This window comes from Chryseobacterium ginsengisoli (assembly GCF_039542325.1).
Classification (GTDB): domain Bacteria; phylum Bacteroidota; class Bacteroidia; order Flavobacteriales; family Weeksellaceae; genus Chryseobacterium; species Chryseobacterium ginsengisoli.
Map to the genome: position 1 here is coordinate 286,962 of NZ_BAABHX010000002.1, position 20,776 is coordinate 307,737.

General features: G+C 33.6%; 15 protein-coding genes. 6 read left to right on the plus strand and 9 right to left on the minus strand.

The annotated features are described in order from the left end of the window. The first annotated feature begins 107 nt into the window (after nucleotides 1-107). The 3 genes from ABD940_RS06375 (at nucleotide 108) to ABD940_RS06385 (ending at nucleotide 2,382) form a co-directional block, all read left to right on the plus strand. Complete coding sequence (locus ABD940_RS06375; RefSeq protein WP_345201192.1) at nucleotides 108-917, plus strand: enoyl-ACP reductase FabI; 810 nt, start codon at nucleotides 108-110, stop codon at nucleotides 915-917. A gap of 112 nt (nucleotides 918-1,029) precedes the next feature. Continuing rightward, complete coding sequence (locus ABD940_RS06380) at nucleotides 1,030-1,788, plus strand: hypothetical protein (protein WP_345201194.1); 759 nt, start codon at nucleotides 1,030-1,032, stop codon at nucleotides 1,786-1,788. Between the two features lie 39 nt (nucleotides 1,789-1,827). Further along, nucleotides 1,828-2,382 (plus strand): SMI1/KNR4 family protein, encoded by a 555-nt coding sequence (locus tag ABD940_RS06385; protein ID WP_345201196.1) that lies wholly within the window; start codon nucleotides 1,828-1,830, stop codon nucleotides 2,380-2,382. Nucleotides 2,383-2,472: 90 nt separating this feature from the next. Here ABD940_RS06385 and ABD940_RS06390 read toward each other — a convergent pair whose 3' ends face one another. The 7 genes from ABD940_RS06390 to ABD940_RS06420 form a co-directional block, all read right to left on the minus strand. Next, nucleotides 2,473-3,912 carry a glycoside hydrolase family 30 protein gene (locus tag ABD940_RS06390; protein ID WP_345201198.1) on the minus strand — a complete coding sequence of 480 codons (1,440 nt, stop codon included), beginning with the start codon at nucleotides 3,910-3,912 and terminating at the stop codon, nucleotides 2,473-2,475. 39 nt (nucleotides 3,913-3,951) lie between these two features. Continuing rightward, on the minus strand, nucleotides 3,952-4,791 hold the full coding sequence (locus tag ABD940_RS06395) for a glycoside hydrolase family 16 protein (RefSeq protein ID WP_345201200.1): 840 nt from the start codon (nucleotides 4,789-4,791) through the stop codon (nucleotides 3,952-3,954). Between the two features lie 177 nt (nucleotides 4,792-4,968). Beyond that, nucleotides 4,969-7,191, minus strand: a complete 2,223-nt coding sequence (gene bglX, locus ABD940_RS06400; protein ID WP_345201202.1) for a beta-glucosidase BglX — start codon at nucleotides 7,189-7,191, stop codon at nucleotides 4,969-4,971. A gap of 9 nt (nucleotides 7,192-7,200) precedes the next feature. Next, a complete protein-coding gene (locus tag ABD940_RS06405) occupies nucleotides 7,201-8,670 on the minus strand; it encodes a glycoside hydrolase family 30 protein (protein ID WP_345201205.1) in 1,470 nt (489 codons plus the stop codon). A 22-nt stretch (nucleotides 8,671-8,692) separates the two neighbouring features. Continuing rightward, complete coding sequence (locus ABD940_RS06410; RefSeq protein ID WP_345201208.1) at nucleotides 8,693-9,547, minus strand: hypothetical protein; 855 nt, start codon at nucleotides 9,545-9,547, stop codon at nucleotides 8,693-8,695. Between the two features lie 13 nt (nucleotides 9,548-9,560). Continuing rightward, on the minus strand, nucleotides 9,561-11,081 hold the full coding sequence (locus ABD940_RS06415) for a RagB/SusD family nutrient uptake outer membrane protein (protein WP_345201210.1): 1,521 nt from the start codon (nucleotides 11,079-11,081) through the stop codon (nucleotides 9,561-9,563). A gap of 14 nt (nucleotides 11,082-11,095) precedes the next feature. After that, complete coding sequence (locus tag ABD940_RS06420; RefSeq protein ID WP_345201212.1) at nucleotides 11,096-13,996, minus strand: SusC/RagA family TonB-linked outer membrane protein; 2,901 nt, start codon at nucleotides 13,994-13,996, stop codon at nucleotides 11,096-11,098. 237 nt (nucleotides 13,997-14,233) lie between these two features. On the opposite strand from ABD940_RS06420, the gene ABD940_RS06425 reads away from it, so the two are divergent. The 3 genes from ABD940_RS06425 (at nucleotide 14,234) to ABD940_RS06435 (ending at nucleotide 17,472) form a co-directional block, all read left to right on the plus strand. Beyond that, nucleotides 14,234-15,367, plus strand: coding sequence for an MFS transporter (locus ABD940_RS06425; RefSeq protein ID WP_345201214.1), 1,134 nt, complete (start codon nucleotides 14,234-14,236; stop codon nucleotides 15,365-15,367). Between the two features lie 16 nt (nucleotides 15,368-15,383). Next, nucleotides 15,384-16,172 (plus strand): NUDIX hydrolase, encoded by a 789-nt coding sequence (locus ABD940_RS06430; RefSeq protein WP_345201216.1) that lies wholly within the window; start codon nucleotides 15,384-15,386, stop codon nucleotides 16,170-16,172. 121 nt (nucleotides 16,173-16,293) lie between these two features. Continuing rightward, complete coding sequence (locus ABD940_RS06435; RefSeq protein ID WP_345201218.1) at nucleotides 16,294-17,472, plus strand: acyl-CoA dehydrogenase family protein; 1,179 nt, start codon at nucleotides 16,294-16,296, stop codon at nucleotides 17,470-17,472. Between the two features lie 77 nt (nucleotides 17,473-17,549). Here the strand turns inward: ABD940_RS06435 and ABD940_RS06440 are convergent, their stop codons facing one another. After that, nucleotides 17,550-20,243, minus strand: a complete 2,694-nt coding sequence (locus ABD940_RS06440; RefSeq protein ID WP_345201220.1) for a PD-(D/E)XK nuclease family protein — start codon at nucleotides 20,241-20,243, stop codon at nucleotides 17,550-17,552. After that, nucleotides 20,240-20,776 (minus strand): DUF922 domain-containing protein, encoded by a 537-nt coding sequence (locus ABD940_RS06445; protein ID WP_345201222.1) that lies wholly within the window; start codon nucleotides 20,774-20,776, stop codon nucleotides 20,240-20,242. Before ABD940_RS06445 ends, ABD940_RS06440 begins: the two co-directional genes overlap by 4 nt.

Sequence of the window (20,776 nt, forward strand, 5' to 3'; positions counted from 1 at the left end):
AAATATTTTCAAGAAAAACGGAGTCTTTTTATAAAAGGCTCCGTTTTTTATTATGTTCTAAACACAAATTATCGTTACATTTGTATCTTAATAAACATTAAAAAATTATGTCATACGGTTTACTTAAAGGCAAAAAGGGAATTATTTTTGGAGCCCTTAATGAACAATCAATCGCATGGAAAGTTGCTGAAAGATGTCATGAAGAAGGTGCTGAATTTATCTTGTCTAATGCTCCTATTGCTTTGAGAATGGGAGAACTTAACGGTTTAGCAGAGAAAACAGGTTCTGAAGTTATTGGTGCAGATGCTACTTCTATCGAAGATCTTGAAAAACTTTTTGATGCTGCAGTTGCCAAGTTTGGTAAAATCGATTTTATCCTTCACTCTATCGGAATGTCTATCAACGTAAGAAAAGGAAAACATTATACAGAAATGAATTACGACTGGTTGGAAAAAGGTTGGGATATCTCCGCTGTTTCTTTCCACAAAGTAATGAGAGTGGCTTGGGAAAAAGACTGTATGAATGAATGGGGAAGTATTTTGGCTCTTTCATATATTGCAGCACAGAGAACGTTCCCAGATTACAATGATATGTCCGATAACAAAGCTTATCTTGAAAGTATCGCAAGAACTTTCGGAAACTATTGGGGAGAAAGAAAAGTACGTGTAAACACAGTTTCTCAGTCTCCTACAATGACAACTGCAGGAAGCGGAGTGAAAGGTTTCGGAGGTTTCCTTGGATATGCTGAAGATATGTCTCCGCTAGGAAATGCTACAGCTCTTGAATGTGCAGATTATTGTGTAACTCTTTTCTCGGATCTTACTAAAAAAGTAACGATGCAGAATCTTTTCCATGATGGTGGATTCAGCAGTTCTGGGGTTACTCAGAGAGTGATCAGCAAATATGATGTTGAATAATTTTTAAAAACATATTTTATATAAGCTGAGCCGAATCGTTGGATTCGGCTTTTTTATTTCATTTTATAATAAAAATTTTATAATTTTCAAAAAACATTGATTTGATTTAAAAATGAAAAATACAATTTTATTATTCATTAGTTTTACTGCGCTATTTTCTTGTAAAAAAGATAATAAAAAGTCAGATTCTATTATTCAAACAACAGAAAATCAATCAAAAATAAAAGTTTTAGATGAAAATAAAGATTTTGTAATTTTTATTACTCCAACATCAAAATATATAGATAGTCTGAAAAAAACATATAAAAATGAAGATGATTTTTACATAATTGCCGATGATGCAAATTACTATACAGCAGAAGCTCGTGATTATATTCTAAAAAATAATATTGATACCCTTGATTTATATATTGATAAAAAAATTAGAATTGGGAAAATAGATATTAAGTTATCTAAATATAAACCCTGGTCTTTGTTGTTATATAGAAAAGGGAAAATTAAAAACGTATTTCCTGTTGACATCGAAAGTGAGCTTCCACAGTTTTATGAAATAAAAACCAAAACAAGTAATAATCTGTGCAATATTAATAAAGCATTAGATCTTATAAATAATTTGCCTGAAGTTCAAAAACAGTCAAAATTTGTGGATTCTATTTCATTAAACAAGAAACGTCTTTCTTTTATGACTGACAGTCTGGAGCTCGATAAACAGGCATATTATATGATCAAAACAGGGTTTAGCGGGGAGTTTCATTGGGAAACATATACTATTTTCTATATCAATAAGAATAACTGCAATGAAATTTTAGTTGATGAAACAGTTACTGGAGATATAATTTCCTTGAAAAAATGGAGAAAAAGGAATCAATAATTAATTCACTTATTTTAAAGAGTACCTAAATACCATATCATGAATGAAACAATTGAAAAATTAGACAAATTTCTATCAACCTTAAGACCTGAATTTTATTCTGAATTGAATGATCCATTGACCGATGAGGAATTAGACAATCTAGAAAATTATTATAAAGTAGAAATTCCAAAAGATTTACGAACACTCTATAAATGGAAAAATGGACAAAATATGAATTGTTTTGATTCTTTTGTAAATAATTCAATGTTCATTCCTTTAAATCAGGCTCTTTTTGATGCATCCGAATTAAATCCAATGATCGGAACTGATTTCGAAATCGAAAATTGGTGGAACGAAAACTGGATTCCTATTTTTCAAAATGGAGGTGGTGACAGTATTTGTTATGATTTATATGGAGTTTTCACAGGACAGAAAGATCAGTTAATTGAATTTTGGCATGCTGATAATGACAGAAATATTATCGCAGAAACACTTGAATCTTTTCTTGACAAATTGATTAACTTTTACGAAACCAAAAATAAAAACGATTTTGACGAATATTTTAACATTGAAAATATTGAAGGATTTCCAAAGAAATTTATTGTTGAGTAATCATTAAAATTATTGATTGTGATAAAAAAATTAAATCGGCGGCACCTTTGGTGCCGCCGATTCTTAATAATAAAAATGTTAATATGAAGTCTATAAAATTACAGTCTGTATAGAATGTGCAGGTGCAGATAACTTCGCCGACATTCCTTCGATCCAAAGATTTGTATCAATATCATTGTCAGAATCATTCATTACTACGGTAACTAGCTGTCCGTTTTCATTCATAAAAGTTGTGGAAGTTAAGGCAATTCTGTTTGATGAAGTCCCGATTCTTTGAGCATTTGGCTTAATGTATTTCGAAACGTGCCCAACATAATAATATTCATAAGTATAATGAACTTCGCCCGTTTTTGTATCTGCGATGATCGGTGCAAAACAGAAATTTCCAACGTGGTTTGGACCTCCTGTTTCGTCAAGAAGAACATTCCAATCTGTCCATAAAGCTGTTCCTTTATTGAAATCGTTGATCATATTTCTTCCATATAATTCGCCCAATTTTACGTCATAAATTTTAGACATATCAAATTGTTCCTTACAACCTTCTGTAAAAGCAAGAAATTTATCCGGAAATGCTCTCTGAGTTTCAGCTAAATTATCAAAAAGTTGGGTTTTATTATTCCACGTTTCATACCAGTGATAACCAATTCCGGAAGCATATTTTGAAGTTTCGGGATCGCTTAATGTTGTTGTTGCTCTTTGATAAATTAAATCACGGTTATGATCCCAAATCATTACTTTTTTATCTTTATAACCGTTTTTCCAAAGCGTCGGACCTAAATTCTTTTTAAGGAACTCTCCTTCCTCTTCAGCCGTATAAATACATGATTCCCAAGTCTGAGTTGCCATCGGTTCGTTCTGAATTGTTAATCCCCAAATATTGATCCCTCTTTTTTCGTATTCTTTGATGAATTTTACGTAATAATCTGCCCAGGTTTGATAATATTGATTTTCCAATCTTCCTCCTTTCAACAGATTTTTGTTTGACTTCATCCAAGCCGGCGGACTCCAAGGCGAAAAATAAAATGTAAAATCTTTTCCGATTGATTTTTGAGCTTCTTTAATCATCGGAATTTTAAATTTTTCATCATGCGCAACATTGAAAGATTTCAATGAATTATCATTTTCAGTTACATAAGTATAAGAATCACTTGAGAAATCACACGAGTTCATATTCGTACGAACAACTGTATATCCCAAACCATTTTTCCCATAATAAGCATCAATAATTTCTTTTTGCTTATTTTTTGGAAGCTTATAAAAAGTTTCGGCTGCAGCGTCTGTAATGGCACCACCGATTCCAATTAATTTTTGATATTTAAAATCCGGATCCACAAAAATACAGGCATCTGTTTCTTTTGGCTGATCCATTTTTTCAAATTTTACCGTTCCTTTATCAACCATTTTTTCGTTGGTTGCAGAATTAGTAAAAATCACTCTTGCTGTTTTTCCCGCATTTTTTTTCCAGTAGTTTTGCGCATTTGCGTTGAAAATCATCCCAACTGCAAAACAACTTACGACTAATTTCTTCATAATTTCTTTCTATTTTTTTTGAGCAAATCGCCCACTTCATTATTTGTTTTGATAAACTCTTACATAGTCTATCTCATATTTCTGAGGAAAGATCGTATCATCAATTCCTTCTTTTCCACCCCAAAATCCTCCGACAGCCAGATTTAAAATGATAAAATACGGCTGATCAAAAGGCCACGCTTCATATGTTTTTTCTTTATTTTCATATGTAAAAAACTTCTGGCCATCGATGTAAACATCAATTTTCTCCGGTGTCCAATCCGCTTTATATATATGGAATTTTTCACTTACATCTTTTACAATCAAAGTATCGGTTTTCTGTGTTCCGATGATATGATTATACTTTTTGGTATGAACCGAAGCATGAACAAAACCTTGATTAAAACCAACATGTTCCATAATATCCAATTCTCCGTCTTCCGGCCATTCTTTCATATTTTCGCTCATCATCCAGATTGCAGGCCATGTTCCACGACCTTTTGGAAGCTTTGCACGAACTTCAATTGTTCCATATTGAAAAGAAAATTTTCCTTTTGTTAAAAGTCTTGCGGAAGTATATTTATTCTTTTCCCAATCTTCTTTTTTGGCTTCAATGACAAGATTCCCATTTTCCACTCTTGCATTTTCCAAACGGTTTTTGGTATAAAACTGAGCTTCATCATTTCCGTAACCATTACCTCCGACATCGTAATTCCATTTGGAAGAATCTGGTAATCCTTTATAATTAAATTCATCATTCCAAATTAATTTTCTGCTCGAATCAGGTTTATTTGAAGCACAATTTAATGATGAAAAAACCAAAGTTCCTCCAATAATTAATTGAAAAATATGTTGAAGTTTTATTTTCAAAATCTTGAATTTATTATTTACTGTTTTCAAAGTTTGTCATTCCGAGGAACGAGGAATCTCTATTATATTAAAAAAATAGATTCTTCACTCCACTTCGTTTCTTTCAGAATGACAAACAATGCTTTCTATTAATGTTTTTATAAAAAACATTCAGTCTTTTACCACCAAAAGCGGGTTTCATCCCGCTCTTAGTAAGTAAACTAATATTTATTTTGACCAATTAATTCTTTTTGTCTGAACATTTTGAGAATCGGTTCCGACCATAATGTCGAATTCTCCACCTTCCCAATCAAAGTTTAACTGATCATCATAGAATTTTAAATTTTCCGGAGTTAATGTAAAATTAACTGTTTTACTTTCTCCTTTTTTAATGAATATTTTTTGGAAACCTTTTAATTCTTTCACAGGTCTGACTACCTTTCCGAAAAGATCTCTGATGTACAGCTGAACCACTTCTTCCCCATCGTAATTTCCCGTATTAGAAACATTTACACTGATGTTTAAATTTTGATTTCCTTTAAGATTGGTTGAGTTTAAATTCATATCAGAATATTTAAATTGAGTGTAACTTAAACCAAAACCAAAAGGAAATTTCGGATCATTATCCAAATCAATATAAGCTGAAACATAGTTTCTGTCTGTATTATTTTTCGCTGGTCTTCCAGTATTATAATGGTTATAATAAACAGGAATTTGCCCTTCTGTTCTAGGAAAACTCATTGGAAGTTTTCCACCCGGATTTACTGTTCCGAAAAGTACATCTGCGATAGAATTTCCAGCTTCCGTTCCCAACCACCAAGTGTAAACAATGGTCGGAATATTGTCTGCAGCCCAGTCAAAAACCAAAGGTCTTCCTGCATTGATCATTAAGACAATTGGTTTTCCTGTTTTTGCGATTTCTTTTAGAAGATCTTCCTGAACTCCTGTAAAATGCAGATTACTTCTACTTTTCGCCTCACCACTCATTGCTGAACCTTCGCCTAAAGTCATGATCACAACATCTGCTTTTTTTGCTGTTTCCACCGCTTCAGCAAACATCGATTTGTCCTGATCATCAACGTTTGCACCTTTTGCATACAACAACGTTGAATTTTTATCTAATTGATTTTTAATCCCATCAAACTGAGTAATGATTCTTTGATTATCATCTTTGAAAGCAATCGACCAAAATCCGTGATTGGCAGAAGTTTCTTTTCCGAAAGGACCAATTAAAGCAACAGTTTTTGTCGATTTTGAAAGCGGAAGAATGTTCTTTTGATTTTTAAGCAAAACAATACTTTTTGAACCAAATTCTCTCCCGAATTTTCTGTTTTCCTGATTGTTTAACTGCTCTTTCTGTCTTTTTTCGTTGCTGAATCTGTAAGGATCATCGAATAATTCCATTTCAAATTTTTTAACCAAAATTCTTCTTGCTGCATCATCAATCAGCTTAGGATCAACCTTTCCTTCTTTAACTAAATTTGGAAGTTCAGCCATGTAAGCACGGCTTTCCATATCCATGTCGCTTCCGGCATTAATAGCTTTTTCGGCTGCTTCTTTATTATCTTTTGCATAACCGTGAGAAACCATTTCGCCGATACTTCCCCAATCTGAAACCACAAAACCTTTATAGTTCCATTTGCCTTTTAACAAATCTCTTAAGATATATTTGTTTCCCGTTGCCGGAATTCCATTGATATCGTTAAAAGAATTCATAAAAGTCGCAACACCAGCTTCCGCAGCTGCTTTGAAAGGTGGAAGATAAGTTTCGTTCAGTTGTCTTAAACTCATATCTACAGAATTGTAATCTCTTCCGCCAACTCCAGCTCCATACGCTGCAAAATGCTTTGCACAAGCCATAATCGCATCAAGATTACCCAAACCTTTTCCCTGAAAACCTTTGATTCTTGCCAAACCAATTTGAGTTCCTAAGTAAGTATCTTCACCAGAACCTTCCATTACTCTACCCCATCTCGGATCTCTTGCGATGTCGACCATTGGAGCAAACGTCCAGTGAATTCCGTAGGCAGATGCTTCTGTCGCTGCGATTCTTTCTGATTTTTCAATTAATTTTAAATCCCAACTTGCAGCCTGGCCTAAATTTACAGGAAACGTTGTTCTGTATCCATGAATAACATCCTGTCCAAATAATAAAGGAATTCTTAATCTTGAGTTTAAAGCTAATTCCTGAAATTTTCTGGTTTCCTCGGCTCCCGCCACGTTGAGCATGGAACCGACTTTTCCTTGTTTTATTTCATTTAAAACATTTGCAGAATTGGAATTCTGAGGACCTGTTGCGTATTCAAAACCGCTGTATTGAACCAACTGTCCTATTTTTTCTTCTAACGTCATTTTTGACAATAGCTCAGAGACTTTCTGATCAATTGTCTTTTGTCCGAATGCATTGAATCCTAATGCTGTAAAAGCTAATATGAAATAAACTCTTTTCATTTTTTAATTTTAGAAAATATATGTTGCGGTTGAAACTCCCGGAATTGTCACAGAAGCTGTTTTTTGATTATACTTAATATTGAACGCTTTTTCCGTAGAATTGCTGTTCTGAACAATCAAAACTGTTTTCCCCACCGGAGTTTTGAAAGCTACCGTTGAAAGATTATCGTTTTGCGTAGAAGCAATTCTCTGAGAATTTACAGGAACAAATTTCGAGGCATGAGCAATAATATAATAGGCAACATTTTTGTCGTAACCTGCTGCTCCATTCACTGTAATTGCACCTTTACATTGGGTACAGCCACCTGATGTATGCGGTCCAAACGAAGCATCATTTGCTACATTCCATTCCAAAGCTGTCTTACTCCAGTTTCTCATTGATCCAATGACAACATTTTTCACATGCCAATCCAAATCTCCGGAAAAACCTCCTGTAGAACTTGTCCATTGTTCTGTAAAATATACGTTTTTATTCGGAAATAAATTATGAACTGTACTTAAAGCCGAAATATCTCCAGCGTACAAATGAAAAGCCGATCCGTCAACATAAGGATTCGCAGCCGTGTCATTTAAAACAGCTAAAGGATAAGCCGGATTATCGCAATTGTGATCGTAAGCAATAATTTTAGTATTAATATTTGCAGCCTGGAAAGCGGGACCTAAATTATTTTTGATAAAATTCGTCTGATCCGTTGAAGTCATATACATACTCGGATTATTTCCGGGATGTAATGGTTCGTTTTGTGGTGTGATGGCATCGATTTTAATTCCCTGAGCCTGCATTGCCTGAATATATTTTACAAAATATTGAGCATAAACTCCGTAAAATTCAGGTTTTAAACTTCCTCCAATTGTATTTCCATTGTCTTTCATCCAAACCGGCGGTGACCAAGGTGTTGCTAAGATTTTAATATTCGGATTAATCATCAAAATATCTTTTAACATCTGTATAACAGCCTGATCTTTAGTCAAACTAAATTGGGCAAGTGTAGGATCTGTCTGTCCTGTCGGCATATCGTCATAAGAAAAAACTTCGCTGTTCAGGTCTGAAGCACCGATGCTGACTCTTAAATAATTAATACCAATTCCTGAACTACTGAATAAGTCATTCAATAATTCCTGTTTCTTGGCTGTATTCAGCTGATTGATCACCTGAACACTTCCTCCGGTAAGCGTATATCCGAAACCATCAATACTTTGGAAAACCTGCGAAGCATCTACTTCGATTGTCGTCCCGGTTCCTGAAGTTCCAGAAAAATAAGCTGTACCCTGTTGTTGTAGTTTCACTGTCTGATCTCCTTTTGTCAACCATACCTGTACCGGATCTCCGGAAGTACCTCCACCTCCGTTGTTCCCTGAATTATCGCTATTATTAGCTAAATCTGAAGATGTGCTGCTACAGTTTAAAAAAGAAAGAAGCGCTACACTGCAAAGTGCAGCACTTCTAAGTACGAAACTATATGAATATTGTGATTTCATATCAATTTAATATTGCAAAAAATTATTGCATTCTACGAAATTCTACTTTATCGATACTTAAACTGTTAACAGTTGATCCTCCACATTTTATCTCCAAATAGACAGTTCCTGTAGTTGTCGCTGTATAAACACCTCCATTTTTTGAACCATCACATCCTACAGATGATACTTTTCCTTTGAATGCAGATTTTCCACATCCTGACCATGTATTAATATTTCTATAAACTGTTCCTGATATATCCTGACCCGTAACAGGAATACTATTTAAGACATAAACTTCAAACCATGTGTCTACTAAAGCCGTATCGGATGAAGCAACCATATCAATTGAATATTTTTGTCCTGCAACAACATTTATGGCCTGAAAAATACCCTGTTGAGCACCACCTGATGCAACAATAGTAGCTTTACCATTGGCAAAAACCCATTGTGCTCCTGAAGTACTTATTTTGTGAGTTGTCCATTTTGAGACTTCGTCTGGTGTATCAAATCTACCGCCAAGAATCATATTTCCGGCAATAGGATCTGAAGTAGGCACAGTAATAGTCTGAGTTCCTTTACCAGCTAAAACTCCACCAATTCCATACGCTTGATGTTCTATTACGTAGGTTCCTGCATCCGGAAGAAAAATATCCTGTATGTTTGTTCCTATATTAAAACCTTCATCATCAATATTCCATTTTGTCATGATGTAGTTATTGGCATTTGTAGTTAATCTATATCTGTTTTCTGCTGTTTTTGCTACTTTAAAAGTACCATCTACAGATCCCTGAGAAAGACCGTTTCCTTCACCATCTATGGTGTCTGGAGAACAACTTGCAAAGAAAAACATTGCTGAACCCAATAAAATGGTTTTATTAATATATTTAGTTATCATTGTTTTATTTAAATTAATAGTTAGGATTTTGTTTTAGAATTGTTCCTGTAAGTTCTGTGTAAGGAATTGGTAAAATTTCATTTTTACCAGCTACAAAACCTCTTGAACCTAATTTTGCAGGAGCATCGCCCCATCTTACCAAATCAAACCAACGGTGCCCTTCACCTACTAATTCTCTTCTTCTTTCATCTTTAATAGCCTGCATAGAAACAGGAACTGATGCTAAACCAACTCTTGCTCTTACAGCATCCAGCAAAGCTTGTGCTCTTGATCCCGCACCATTAAGTGCTTCAGCTTCCATTAAATATGTATCTGCTAGTCTAAGATAAATATAATTTTGACGATAATTTAATTCTGCAGGACCAGGCAAAGTTGTTACTTCGTCTTTTGTTGGCATATATTTATTTAAGAAATATCCACTATCCATATAAGCAGGTGAATAATCAGCTTTATTTTGCTCTTTAAGAGCTTTTACATTCAGAATTGTAGCATTCATTCTTGGATCACCTTGCATAAAGTTGAATAAATCTGTTGTAATAGCATTAAATGCCCATCCTGCAACAACATCTGGTGCATCCGCAGTTTTCTTACTATATCCTCTTGGAGCGACCATAATATTAGTAGAGTTTCCTTCGTCGTTACCTTGCCCCCAGAAACTCCAGTCAGAATTTCCTTTGTTGGTATGCATCACTTCGATGATCGACTCTGTAGTGAATTTATTATCTGTAATCCAAAGACTTGCGAAATCACTTACCAATTTGTATCCATACTGGTTTGTTCCGCCAGGAGTTCCATTTACGTCAGCAAACTGTGCAGCCGCTTCAGCTTTTTTATTATCGAATAAATAAACTTTTCCAAGCAATGCTTTTGCAGCTCCTTGGGTTAGTCTTCCTTTTTGATCTCCCGAAACTGTCATTGGTAATCCTGGAATAGCAGCAAGTAAATCTGCCTCAATCTGAGCATATACTGCAGCTTTAGGAGCTTGAGGAATGTTATAATAATCGTCTGTAGCTTTAATTTCTTTAAGAATTAAAGGTATATTTCCAAACATTCTTACGAGCTCAAAGTAATATAAAGCTCTTAAAGTTTTAGCTTCTCCTGTGAATCTATTCTTTACGGCATCACTCATGTCTGCCGCAGGAATTTTTTCTATCAAAACATTAGCTCTGGAAATTCCCTGATAATAATCTCTCCAATAGCTTGCAGGCATTGTATTCGGGTTCAATTGATAATTCGATAATCCCTGAATCCCTGCACCGTCTGTTGAACTTCCCCCTCCTGCATAAAAATCATCAGATCCTGCATTAAAAAATGTCACCATATTTTCAAAACCACCTGCATATTTTCTTAATGGATCGTATGTTCCTACAAGAGCGAAGAAACATTCTTGCTCATTTCTGAAGAAATTATTTGTATCAAATGCTCCAAGATTTTTTACGTCTTCAAGATTATCTGTATTACAAGCTACATTGATTAATCCGGTTCCGATAAATAATGATGCTGCTATGCTTATTTTAAATATTTTATTTTTCATTTTTTTAATCTTATTTAGAATGTAACGTTAGCTCCGAAAAGAAAAGTTTTAGCTTGTGGATAATATGCTCTGTCTATACCAAAGCTATCACCAGCTGCAATTTCAGGGTCGTAACCTGTGTATTTTGTAAATGTGAAAAGATTTTCCCCTGTCACATAAAAACGTAATTTACTTACCCCAAAATTTTGTGTCATAGATTGAGGAAGAGTATAACCTAACTGAACCAGTTTTATTCTTACATAATCACCTTTTTGCAAATAATAATCGGACATCCAAGTATAATTGTGGTTGGTATCGTTAGTTGTAAGTCTTGGTGTTGTGTTAGAAGTACCTTCACCTGTCCAACGATCTAAAATAGCCGTTTGATAATTAGCATTCAAAATATCAAGACGTCTAAGACCTTGGAAAATTTTGTTTCCCGCTTGTCCTTGAGCAAAAACCATTAAATCCCAGTTTTTGTAGTTCAAGTTAACAGTCATACCAAAATTAAATTTAGGAACTGAATTTCCTAGATTAACTTTATCAGCATCACTTATTTTCCCGTCTCCGTTTGTATCCGCCCAAATGAAATCTCCAGGTTTTGCATCAGGAAGTATTAGTTGACCGTTTGCATTTTTATAAGCATTGATCTGATCCTGATTTTGGAAAATACCTAAATTCTTATACCCGTAGAATGATCCGTAAGATTCTCCTACCTGAATTCTTGAAACTGGTCCCATAGACTGGAATCCAGGTCCGTCAATATATTGTCTTCCTTGCTCCAGACTTGTAACAGTATTTTTAAGATATGCAAAGTTTCCGTTCACAGAAACTCCCCAATCTGACCAGTTTTTCTTATAACCAAGCTCTACTTCTATCCCTTTATTTTCCATATCTCCAATATTTGCAGTCGGAGCAACTGTTACTCCCACATACCCAGGGATTTGGATTTGTCTTAAAATATCCGAGGTTTTCTTTTTATACACATCAACAGTTAAATTGAAATTAGTTAAGAATTTAATATCTGCTGCGATATTTAATTGAGAAGTAGTTTCCCATTTCAAATCTGGATTTGCTAATGTATTTGGAATATATCCCGGCATAATTACATTATTTCCATTTGTGTAATTTGCTCCTGGTACATAGAAACTGGCGAAAAGAAAATCTCCGATTCCATCATTTCCTAAAATCCCATATCCTCCGCGTAATTTCAAACTGTTAACTATTTTATTTTCCGGCCAGAAATTCTCTTTATCTACATTCCATCCTACGGAGAATGCAGGGAAAGTTCCCCAATGATGATTAGCGCCAAATTTTGAAGAACCATCACGTCTGATTGTTCCTGTAAACAAATATTTATTAGCATAATCATAAACAATTCTTCCAAAATATGATGCTTTATGAGTATTTACATAATCCCATGCATTCATATTTTTTTGATCCTGTGGAACAAAATAGTTGAAAGAGGCATCCAGATAACTGCTGATTGGTAAGTTAGTATGTGTTACTGTTTGGCCGAAACCAATATTATATTCGTAATAACCTGTACCAGCTAAAACATTGAAATTATGTTCTCCAAATTTCTTTTGCCAGTTAACCGTATTTTCAAAACTCCACTCTAGTTTTTGCTGAGTTGTTCTGCTTAAGCTATTAAAATTTAAATTACTGTAGTTTGGATTAAGATAAAAAAGTGGTGTAAAGCTTTGATTTCCCCAATATGATTTTTTACCGTTAATAGACGATTTAAATGTAAAATCTTTTGCAAATTTCACTTCAGCAAAAATATTAGCAATAAAATCATCAGACCAACCTGTATTTCCTAATTGTGTATATCTAAAAGCAAGCGGATTAGACATTTCCTGACCTACCAAATTAGAAATACCATAAGGATTTCCATTTGGATCTCTTACAATATTAGGGTTTGAATATGTACTTGAATTAGCTACAGCAGGATCGGTCACAACCAAAGGTGTTGTAGGATCCAAATTTACAGCAGAACTTAAAGGTCCTCCAAATTCACCATTAGCATTAATTCCCTGAGACTTTGTATGAGTATAAGCAAAAGTCTGTCCTACTGTTAACCAGTCTGTAACTTTGTGTGTTGAGTTTAAACGTCCTGTTAATCTTTTGTAATTAGAGATATCACTCATTACAATACCTGTCTGATCAAAATATCCGAATGAACCGTAGAAAGTAGATTTTTCATTTCCTCCACTGATACTGATCTCATGATTAGATCTTTCACCAGTCCCAAAAATCGCATCTTGCCAATCTGTACCCTTTCCTAAAGATTGTGGATTTTGGAACACCGTGCTTTGTCCACCGTTTACATAAGCTTCATTTAAGATTGTTGCATACTGAGTTGCATCCAAAAGATCTAATTTTCTTGAAGCTCTTGCTGTACCATAAGATCCATTATAAGAAAGATTTAATCTTCCTCTTTTCCCTTTTTTAGTAGTAACCAAAATTACCCCTCTTGCTGCAGAGACTCCATAGATTGCAGAAGAAGCACCATCTTTCAATACTTCAATGCTTTCAATGTCCGATTGATTCAGCCAGCCAATTCCATCTACTACAATTCCGTCAACTACCCATAAAGGATCATTATTGGCATAATAACTGGTAATACCTCTTACACGAATTGTTGCCGCAGAACCCGGTTGCCCTGAATTTGAAATTACATTTACACCCGCTGCTCTACCTTGTAATACTTGTTCAGGTTTACCCGCCGGAATGTTATCAATGTCCGCAGCCTTAATACTTGAAATTGCACCCGTCACATTACTCTTCTTCTGAGTACCATAACCGATCATTACTACTTCCTCGATTTTCGTCTCTTTGGAAACAGTATCTTTCTTTGTGTTTTGGGCACTGAAATTCGCAGTGAAATATAGCACTGCAACCATTCCCAAACTTCTAGATATTCTTACATTCATATACAGTTAGTTTTTTAATTCTCAAATTGAGACAATAAAAATATATTTTTTTTTAAATAATTAACATTTTATTAATAATTATTTTAATATTTCGTTTATTTTTGGGGGTTTAAAGGCATAAATTTTATCTCATAAACTGTAAATTTTCCTAAAAATCCAATAAAAACAATCCCCAAAATGACGACCAAGCTCTCCAAAATTTCACTTCCGCTCAAGTTGACTTTTCTAATTTTCTCAATGGTGTTAAACTGCATGGGCATTGTAATTCTTCAACTTTCGGAGGCAAAAATCACGTATGATAAGCTTGGTTTTTTAGAATCATTTAAGGATCTTCCGATCGCATTTATTTCTCTTTTTGCCGTGAACTTTATCAGTAAATTCGGGACGAAAAAATCATTAATTCTGGCTTTAACAATTGTTGGGATTTGTTCACTTATTTTACCATTTGTAGAAGTATTTTGGTTTTATAAACTTTGGTTTGCGATTATCGGAACCTGTTTTGCCATCGGAAAAATTTGTGTTTTTGGAATTATTCGAAATAATATTTCGGACGAAAAATCTCTTGCAAAAACCATGAACAGCGTTGAAGCTTCTTTCATGATAGGAATTTTTGTTGTGAATACAGGTTTCGGCTGGATCATTTCCAGTCAGTTCTCGGAATTTTGGAAATTTGGATTTCTGTCAATTTCAGTTTTATCGGCGATAACGATCTTTTTATTTTCAAGACTTCCAATTTCAGAACCTATTAAAACGGAGAAAGAAAATATTATTAAAGATCTTTCAAATTTAATTAACCCTCTTCTAATAACATTTTTAGCAGTCATTTTTTCAATCGTTTTTGTGGAACAAAGTTTTAATTCCTGGTTACCTTCTTTTTATAAAAATCATTTAAAGGTTAATTCATTTTTTGCCCTTCAGGCTTCTTCATTTTTAGCGTTGTTTTCTTACATTGGCAGAACAATTACTGCAAATATTATCCAAAGATTTTCATTATCAAAATATTACGTTTTATGTTTATCATTGATTGTTTTAGTATTAATTATCATCATCGGAATACAGTTTTTTAACACAGATGATTCAAAATCATTACTATTTTTATTCCCGGTAATCGGGTTGTTCCTGTCGCCGCTCTACCCTGTTATCAATTCAAAAATGATTGCTAAAATTGATAAATCAAAAGCAAACCTTTTTACCTCATTAATTGTCATTTTTTCATCTTTAGGAAGTTCCATAAGTTCAATTATTATGGCAGTTTTATTTGGAAAGCAACTTTTAAATTTTTATTCTGTATATATTTTACTCGCTGTAATTGTGATGTTTATGATAAGTTTAATTTATTTTAGACTTGCTGATAAAACATTTGGAAAATAATTTTATTTTTACTGTCATGGAAATCAAGAACGAAAAAAATAAGGAAACACTTCAGGAACTCATTGATACAAAAGACTTTGTAGCGCATGTATCTGTTGACTGCACCATATTTGGTTTTCATAATAACATCCTGAAAGTATTACTTTTGAAGTATCACGACCTGGATTTGTGGTCACTTCCCGGTGGTTTTGTGTTTAATGATGAAGATCTTCGTGAAGCAGCCGCGCGTGTTTTGCATGAAAGAACTCATCTTAAAGATATTTTCCTTAAACAATTTCACACCTTCGGAAGAATTGACAGAACGGAGAATAATGTTCATCAAATCCTGCTAAATAATAAAGGCGTTGAAGTTCCTAAAGATCACTGGATTTTCCAACGATTCATCACGGTCGGTTATTGCAGTTTGATCGATTTTTCAATGGCAAATACTTTTCCGGATGCCTTTAATGAAAGCTGCGAATGGTTTGAAGTAGATAAGCTTCCAAAAATGGCTTTTGACCACGACAGAATCATCGAAACCGGACTTGAATACTTAAGAATGAATATCAATACCGAGGTGGCTGCAAGTAATCTTCTCCCTGAAAAATTCACAATGAAGGATCTTCAGCTGTTATATGAAACGATTTTAAATGAAACCTTTAGAAGAAACAATTTTCAACGTAAGATATTAAGTTTAAACATTTTAGAAAGGTTAGAGAAGCTTTATGACGGCTCAGCCAATAAAGCGCCCTATCTTTATAAATTTAAAGAAAGAATTTATAATCCTACCAACGAGTATCCTATTTCAAACGAAGATGAAAATTAATTTTGCTCTTTTTTGTTTAGAAAATTCAATTTAATCAATTAAAAATCAACAACTAAAAGACATTAAAAAAAAATTTCTCTACAATAATGAAAAGTCTTATTTTTAGGAAAATTAAAATATAATGTCATATTATTCCCTTACAAGCATTCCTGATTATTACGGGATCGATGCTTTACTTACTGAAGAACATAAACTTATCCGCCAATCTGTGAGAGATTGGGTAGAAAGTTTTGTAATGCCACAAATAGATCACGCAGCACAGAATCATACAGATATCCCTAATTTGATGAAAGAATTGGGGCAAATCGGAGCTTTAGGACCATATATTCCTGTTGAATATGGCGGTTCAGGTCTTGATCAGATTTCTTATGGTCTGATTATGCAGGAACTTGAAAGAGGCGATTCTGCAGTACGTTCTGCAGCTTCCGTGCAAAGTTCTTTGGTAATGTTTCCAATTAATGAATTTGGTTCTGAAGAACAAAAAAGAAAATATTTACCAAAATTAGCAGCCGGAGAAATGATTGGTTCTTTCGGTTTAACAGAGCCTAATCACGGTTCTGATCCTGGTTCTATGGAAACTCATTTTAAAGATATGGGAGATCATTATCTTTTAAATGGTGCTAAAATGTGGATCACAAATTCTCCTCTTTGCGACATCGCCGTAGTTTGGGCAAAAAATGAAGAAGGAAAAGTTCAGGGATTAATTGTTGAAAGAGGAATGGAAGGTTTCACAACTCCGGAAACTCATAACAAATGGAGTTTAAGAGCTTCAAAAACAGGAGAATTGGTTTTCAATGATGTGAAAGTTCCGAAAGAGAATTTACTTCCGGGAGTTACAGGTTTGAAAGGACCTTTATCTTGTTTGAATTCAGCGAGATACGGAATTTCTTGGGGTGTAATCGGTGCTGCAATTGATTGTTATTGCACTGCAGTTCAATATTCTAAAGAAAGAAAACAGTTTGGAAAACCAATCGGATCATTCCAATTACAACAAAAAAAATTAGCTGAATTTTTAACGGAAATAACTAAGGCTCAATTACTTTGCTTACAGTTAGGAACGCTTAAAAATGATCATAAAGCAACTCCTGCACAAATTTCAATGGCAAAAAGAAATAATGTACATATGGCTATTGAAATCGCAAGAGAATCTCGTCAAATCCTTGGTGGAATGGGAATTATGGGTGAGTTCCCGATGATGAGACACGCTGCAAACCTGGAATCTGTGATTACTTACGAAGGTACTCACGACGTTCATTTGTTAATTACAGGTCTTGATATTACAGGAATTAATGCTTTCTAGAATTTAGAAAACTGAAATAAAAAAGAGCTTGATGAATAATCAGGCTCTTTTATTTTGTTTAAAATCAACAAATTAATTTAATTTGAATACGCTTTTATTTCTTCAATAAAATTCATATTTGGATTTAAAATTTCTTCAATTAAGCTTTTAATAGATTTCATTGCATCATCAATATCTCCTTTATCAAATTGTAAAGAAACAACACCTTTTCTGGCTTCAGCAAAGCTCCAAATTCCTGTTTCGATGGGCAATCCCCAAAATTCCGGAAGATTTTGAACTACGTAATGATAAATACACAATTGTAACGCCTGCTTTCTGTCGCCATTATGAAAATATTCATCAATATTTGATTCATCAATTTTAACGGTCAAATTCTTAATTTTTGCTGTTTTATAATCTATAATTCTTAGTGTTCCGTTCAGTCTGTCGATTCTGTCAATGAAGCCGAAAAAAGAAATTTTATCCTTTTCATCAAGATAAAAATCTACATTTTCGAAACGCTTTTCTATGTCTAAAATTTCTAGTTTATTGCCTGATTTTACCAATTCAAGATCATAATTCAGGATGCTTTCAATTACTTTTTTGGCAATCGCTTTATGTATGAAATTCATTCCTTTTTCATAAAACTCAGGCTGATGTTTTAGCTTATCAATAGCAATTTCAATATATCGATCTATTGCTTTAATTGATTCTTTTAAATCATTTTCTTTTAATACTTTACCTTTCAAAACCTCATATACTTCTTGAAGTGTATAGTGAACCAGATTTCCATAATTTCTAACCGATAGTTCTTCTTCAATTTCATCATTTTCAGAAGTTTTTAAGATCTTAGAAAGATAAAAATCGATTGGATTGTAAAGGTAACTTATAAGGTGTGAAGCTGAAACTTTCTCTTTCCATTTTTCCAGTCTTTCCAAAACGATATTAGTTTTAGAAATTTCGATCGGCTGAGTAATAATCGGCTCAGAAGAATTTTCAATAATCAGATGTTCAATTTTATGAGAACTCTCCATTTCAATCTGTGTGATAAATCTACTTTTTTCGCCCGTGTTTACTCCCGAACTCAAAGCATTAAACAACAGATGAACATTTTTGGAATCTTGAATCAACCGGTAAAAATGGTAAGCATAAATACTGTCATTTTCCAGGAAAGTATGAAGATCAAAAAATCTTCTGATATCGAAAGGAATATAGGTATTCTGTGAATTTCCAAGCGGTAATTTACCTTCATTCACGGAAAGTAAAATTACATTCTCAAAATTCAAAAGACGTGTTTCCAATAAACCCATAATCTGTAAACCTCGTAAAGGTTCACCCTGAAAATCAATACTTTCAGAATTAATATGCTGATTGATCAAAATTTCCAGTGTTTCCATTTTGATCTCAAACTGATACGGCGATAATTGATTCTTAATTATCCTAAATGAATTCTCGAAGTGAGAAACGTTTTCGTATTGAATATCATCTATTTCCAACCATTTTACTTTCTTACAAAATTCAATAAGAAGGTCCAAATAAATGCTTGTAGAATCCGCTTTTCGAAGTAAATCATAATAAGAAAGTTCACCCAAAAGTTCCTGAAATAATTTTTTGGAGATATAGACAATATTCCTCTCCTCTATTTTTGTCCTAAACTGATTGATAACCAACTCGTCTTCAACAGATTTCGGAAGCTCTTCAAGGATTGGAAAAACATCACGGTAATAATAAGATGACTTATTTTTCTCTAATTGTTTCTGAAGATAAAAAAGCTGTTTTACAGCATTCGAAAACGAAAGATTTTTCAGAGGAAAACCCATCGTAATATTCAGATTTTGAACTCCATGCATTACATCTAAGCTTGCAGGAAGTAAATTTTCATCCAATAAAACAACTGCCGTATTCGAATAAGTTTTATTTTCTATTTCTTTAAAGATTTCCGGTAAAATTTTCGTTTGTGTAATATTTCCTGAAACTTCGTAGACCTTTATATTTTTAGGCTGGTTAAAGTCATCTTCAATCCAGTTGAAAAGCCTGTTATCATCAAATTCTTTCCAAGTTTTATGATTTCGAAGAAACTTTCCCGCTTCCTGTCTTTCATCATCAAAATAATAGTGATCTGCCTGAAAAAAACACTGTGCTTTATTCCATTGCAAAAGACTTCTAACCAACTTTTCTTCAACCGGAGTAAAGGCATTAAAACCGCAAAAAACAAATTGCTCCTTAGTATTTTTAGCAAAATCAACAATTTTAGCTTTTGCCGTTTCATGAATCATTCCGGAAGTTGCCCAGTTTTTTTCCTTTAATTTTTGTTTTAAAGCTGGAAGAAAAATATTCATATTTTTCCAGAAATTAAGGAATTTTTTTCGCGGGACATCGTCATCTTCTCCCAAATCCTGCGCCCATTCCTTAATCCTTTCTTCATCAAACATATATTCTAACACTGCCTGATCACTTTCAGAAAACTTCAAAATATCATCCCAATCTTTCTGCAAAGTAGGAAACCATTTTAAAAATTCGGAAAAATCATCATTTGGAATAAGATTAAGACTTTTATAAACATCAAAAGAAAAAAGCCATAAAGAAATTCCCTGAATAGCCTGTTTATCTGCAATTCTGTCAATTAATTCTTCCACTGTAAAGAAGTTCGGAAGAAACCCTGAATAATTATTTTCTTCGAGGATCTGCCGGATAAAAACTATCGGACGTTTTCCAGGCAGAACGATGTTAAACTCAGAAAGATCCGAGTTTTGAGCTAATAATTCGTTGATGATTTTATTGAGGAACTTCAAGACGCTTTATAGCTTTTATAATTTTCTAATTCTTCAGCAATAATACGATTATATTCTGATTGTTTTTCTTCGACGATTCCATTATGTGTATCACCGTCATAAGCTTTTTGAAAATCCTGATATTCCTTAAGAATTCTGTTGTAAATAGTCTGAAAATATTTATCGAAATCGTTTCCTGTTTTAATTTTTTCCGCGACTTCTTTCCGTAATTTTCTCGAAAAAACTTCAGCTACATCAAAATGTTTTTGTTCGTGTAAAAGCACATAATTATTGATTCTTTTTACATCTTTCCAAGATTTATCTTCATTGAAAACTGTTTCAATCTTTATTTTTATCGGTGATTTTGGATTTGAGGATCTTACGTAGGAATAGATCCAGCCACAGTTGGTGTATGCAACCACATTTTCACCACGCTGATTATTTATTTTACTTTTAAAATTACTCCATTTTAATTTAGTTTCCTCTGTCCAATATATTTTTTGACTAAATAAAGCATTGGAAATCAGAAAACAAACTACAAAAATCCCTTTCAT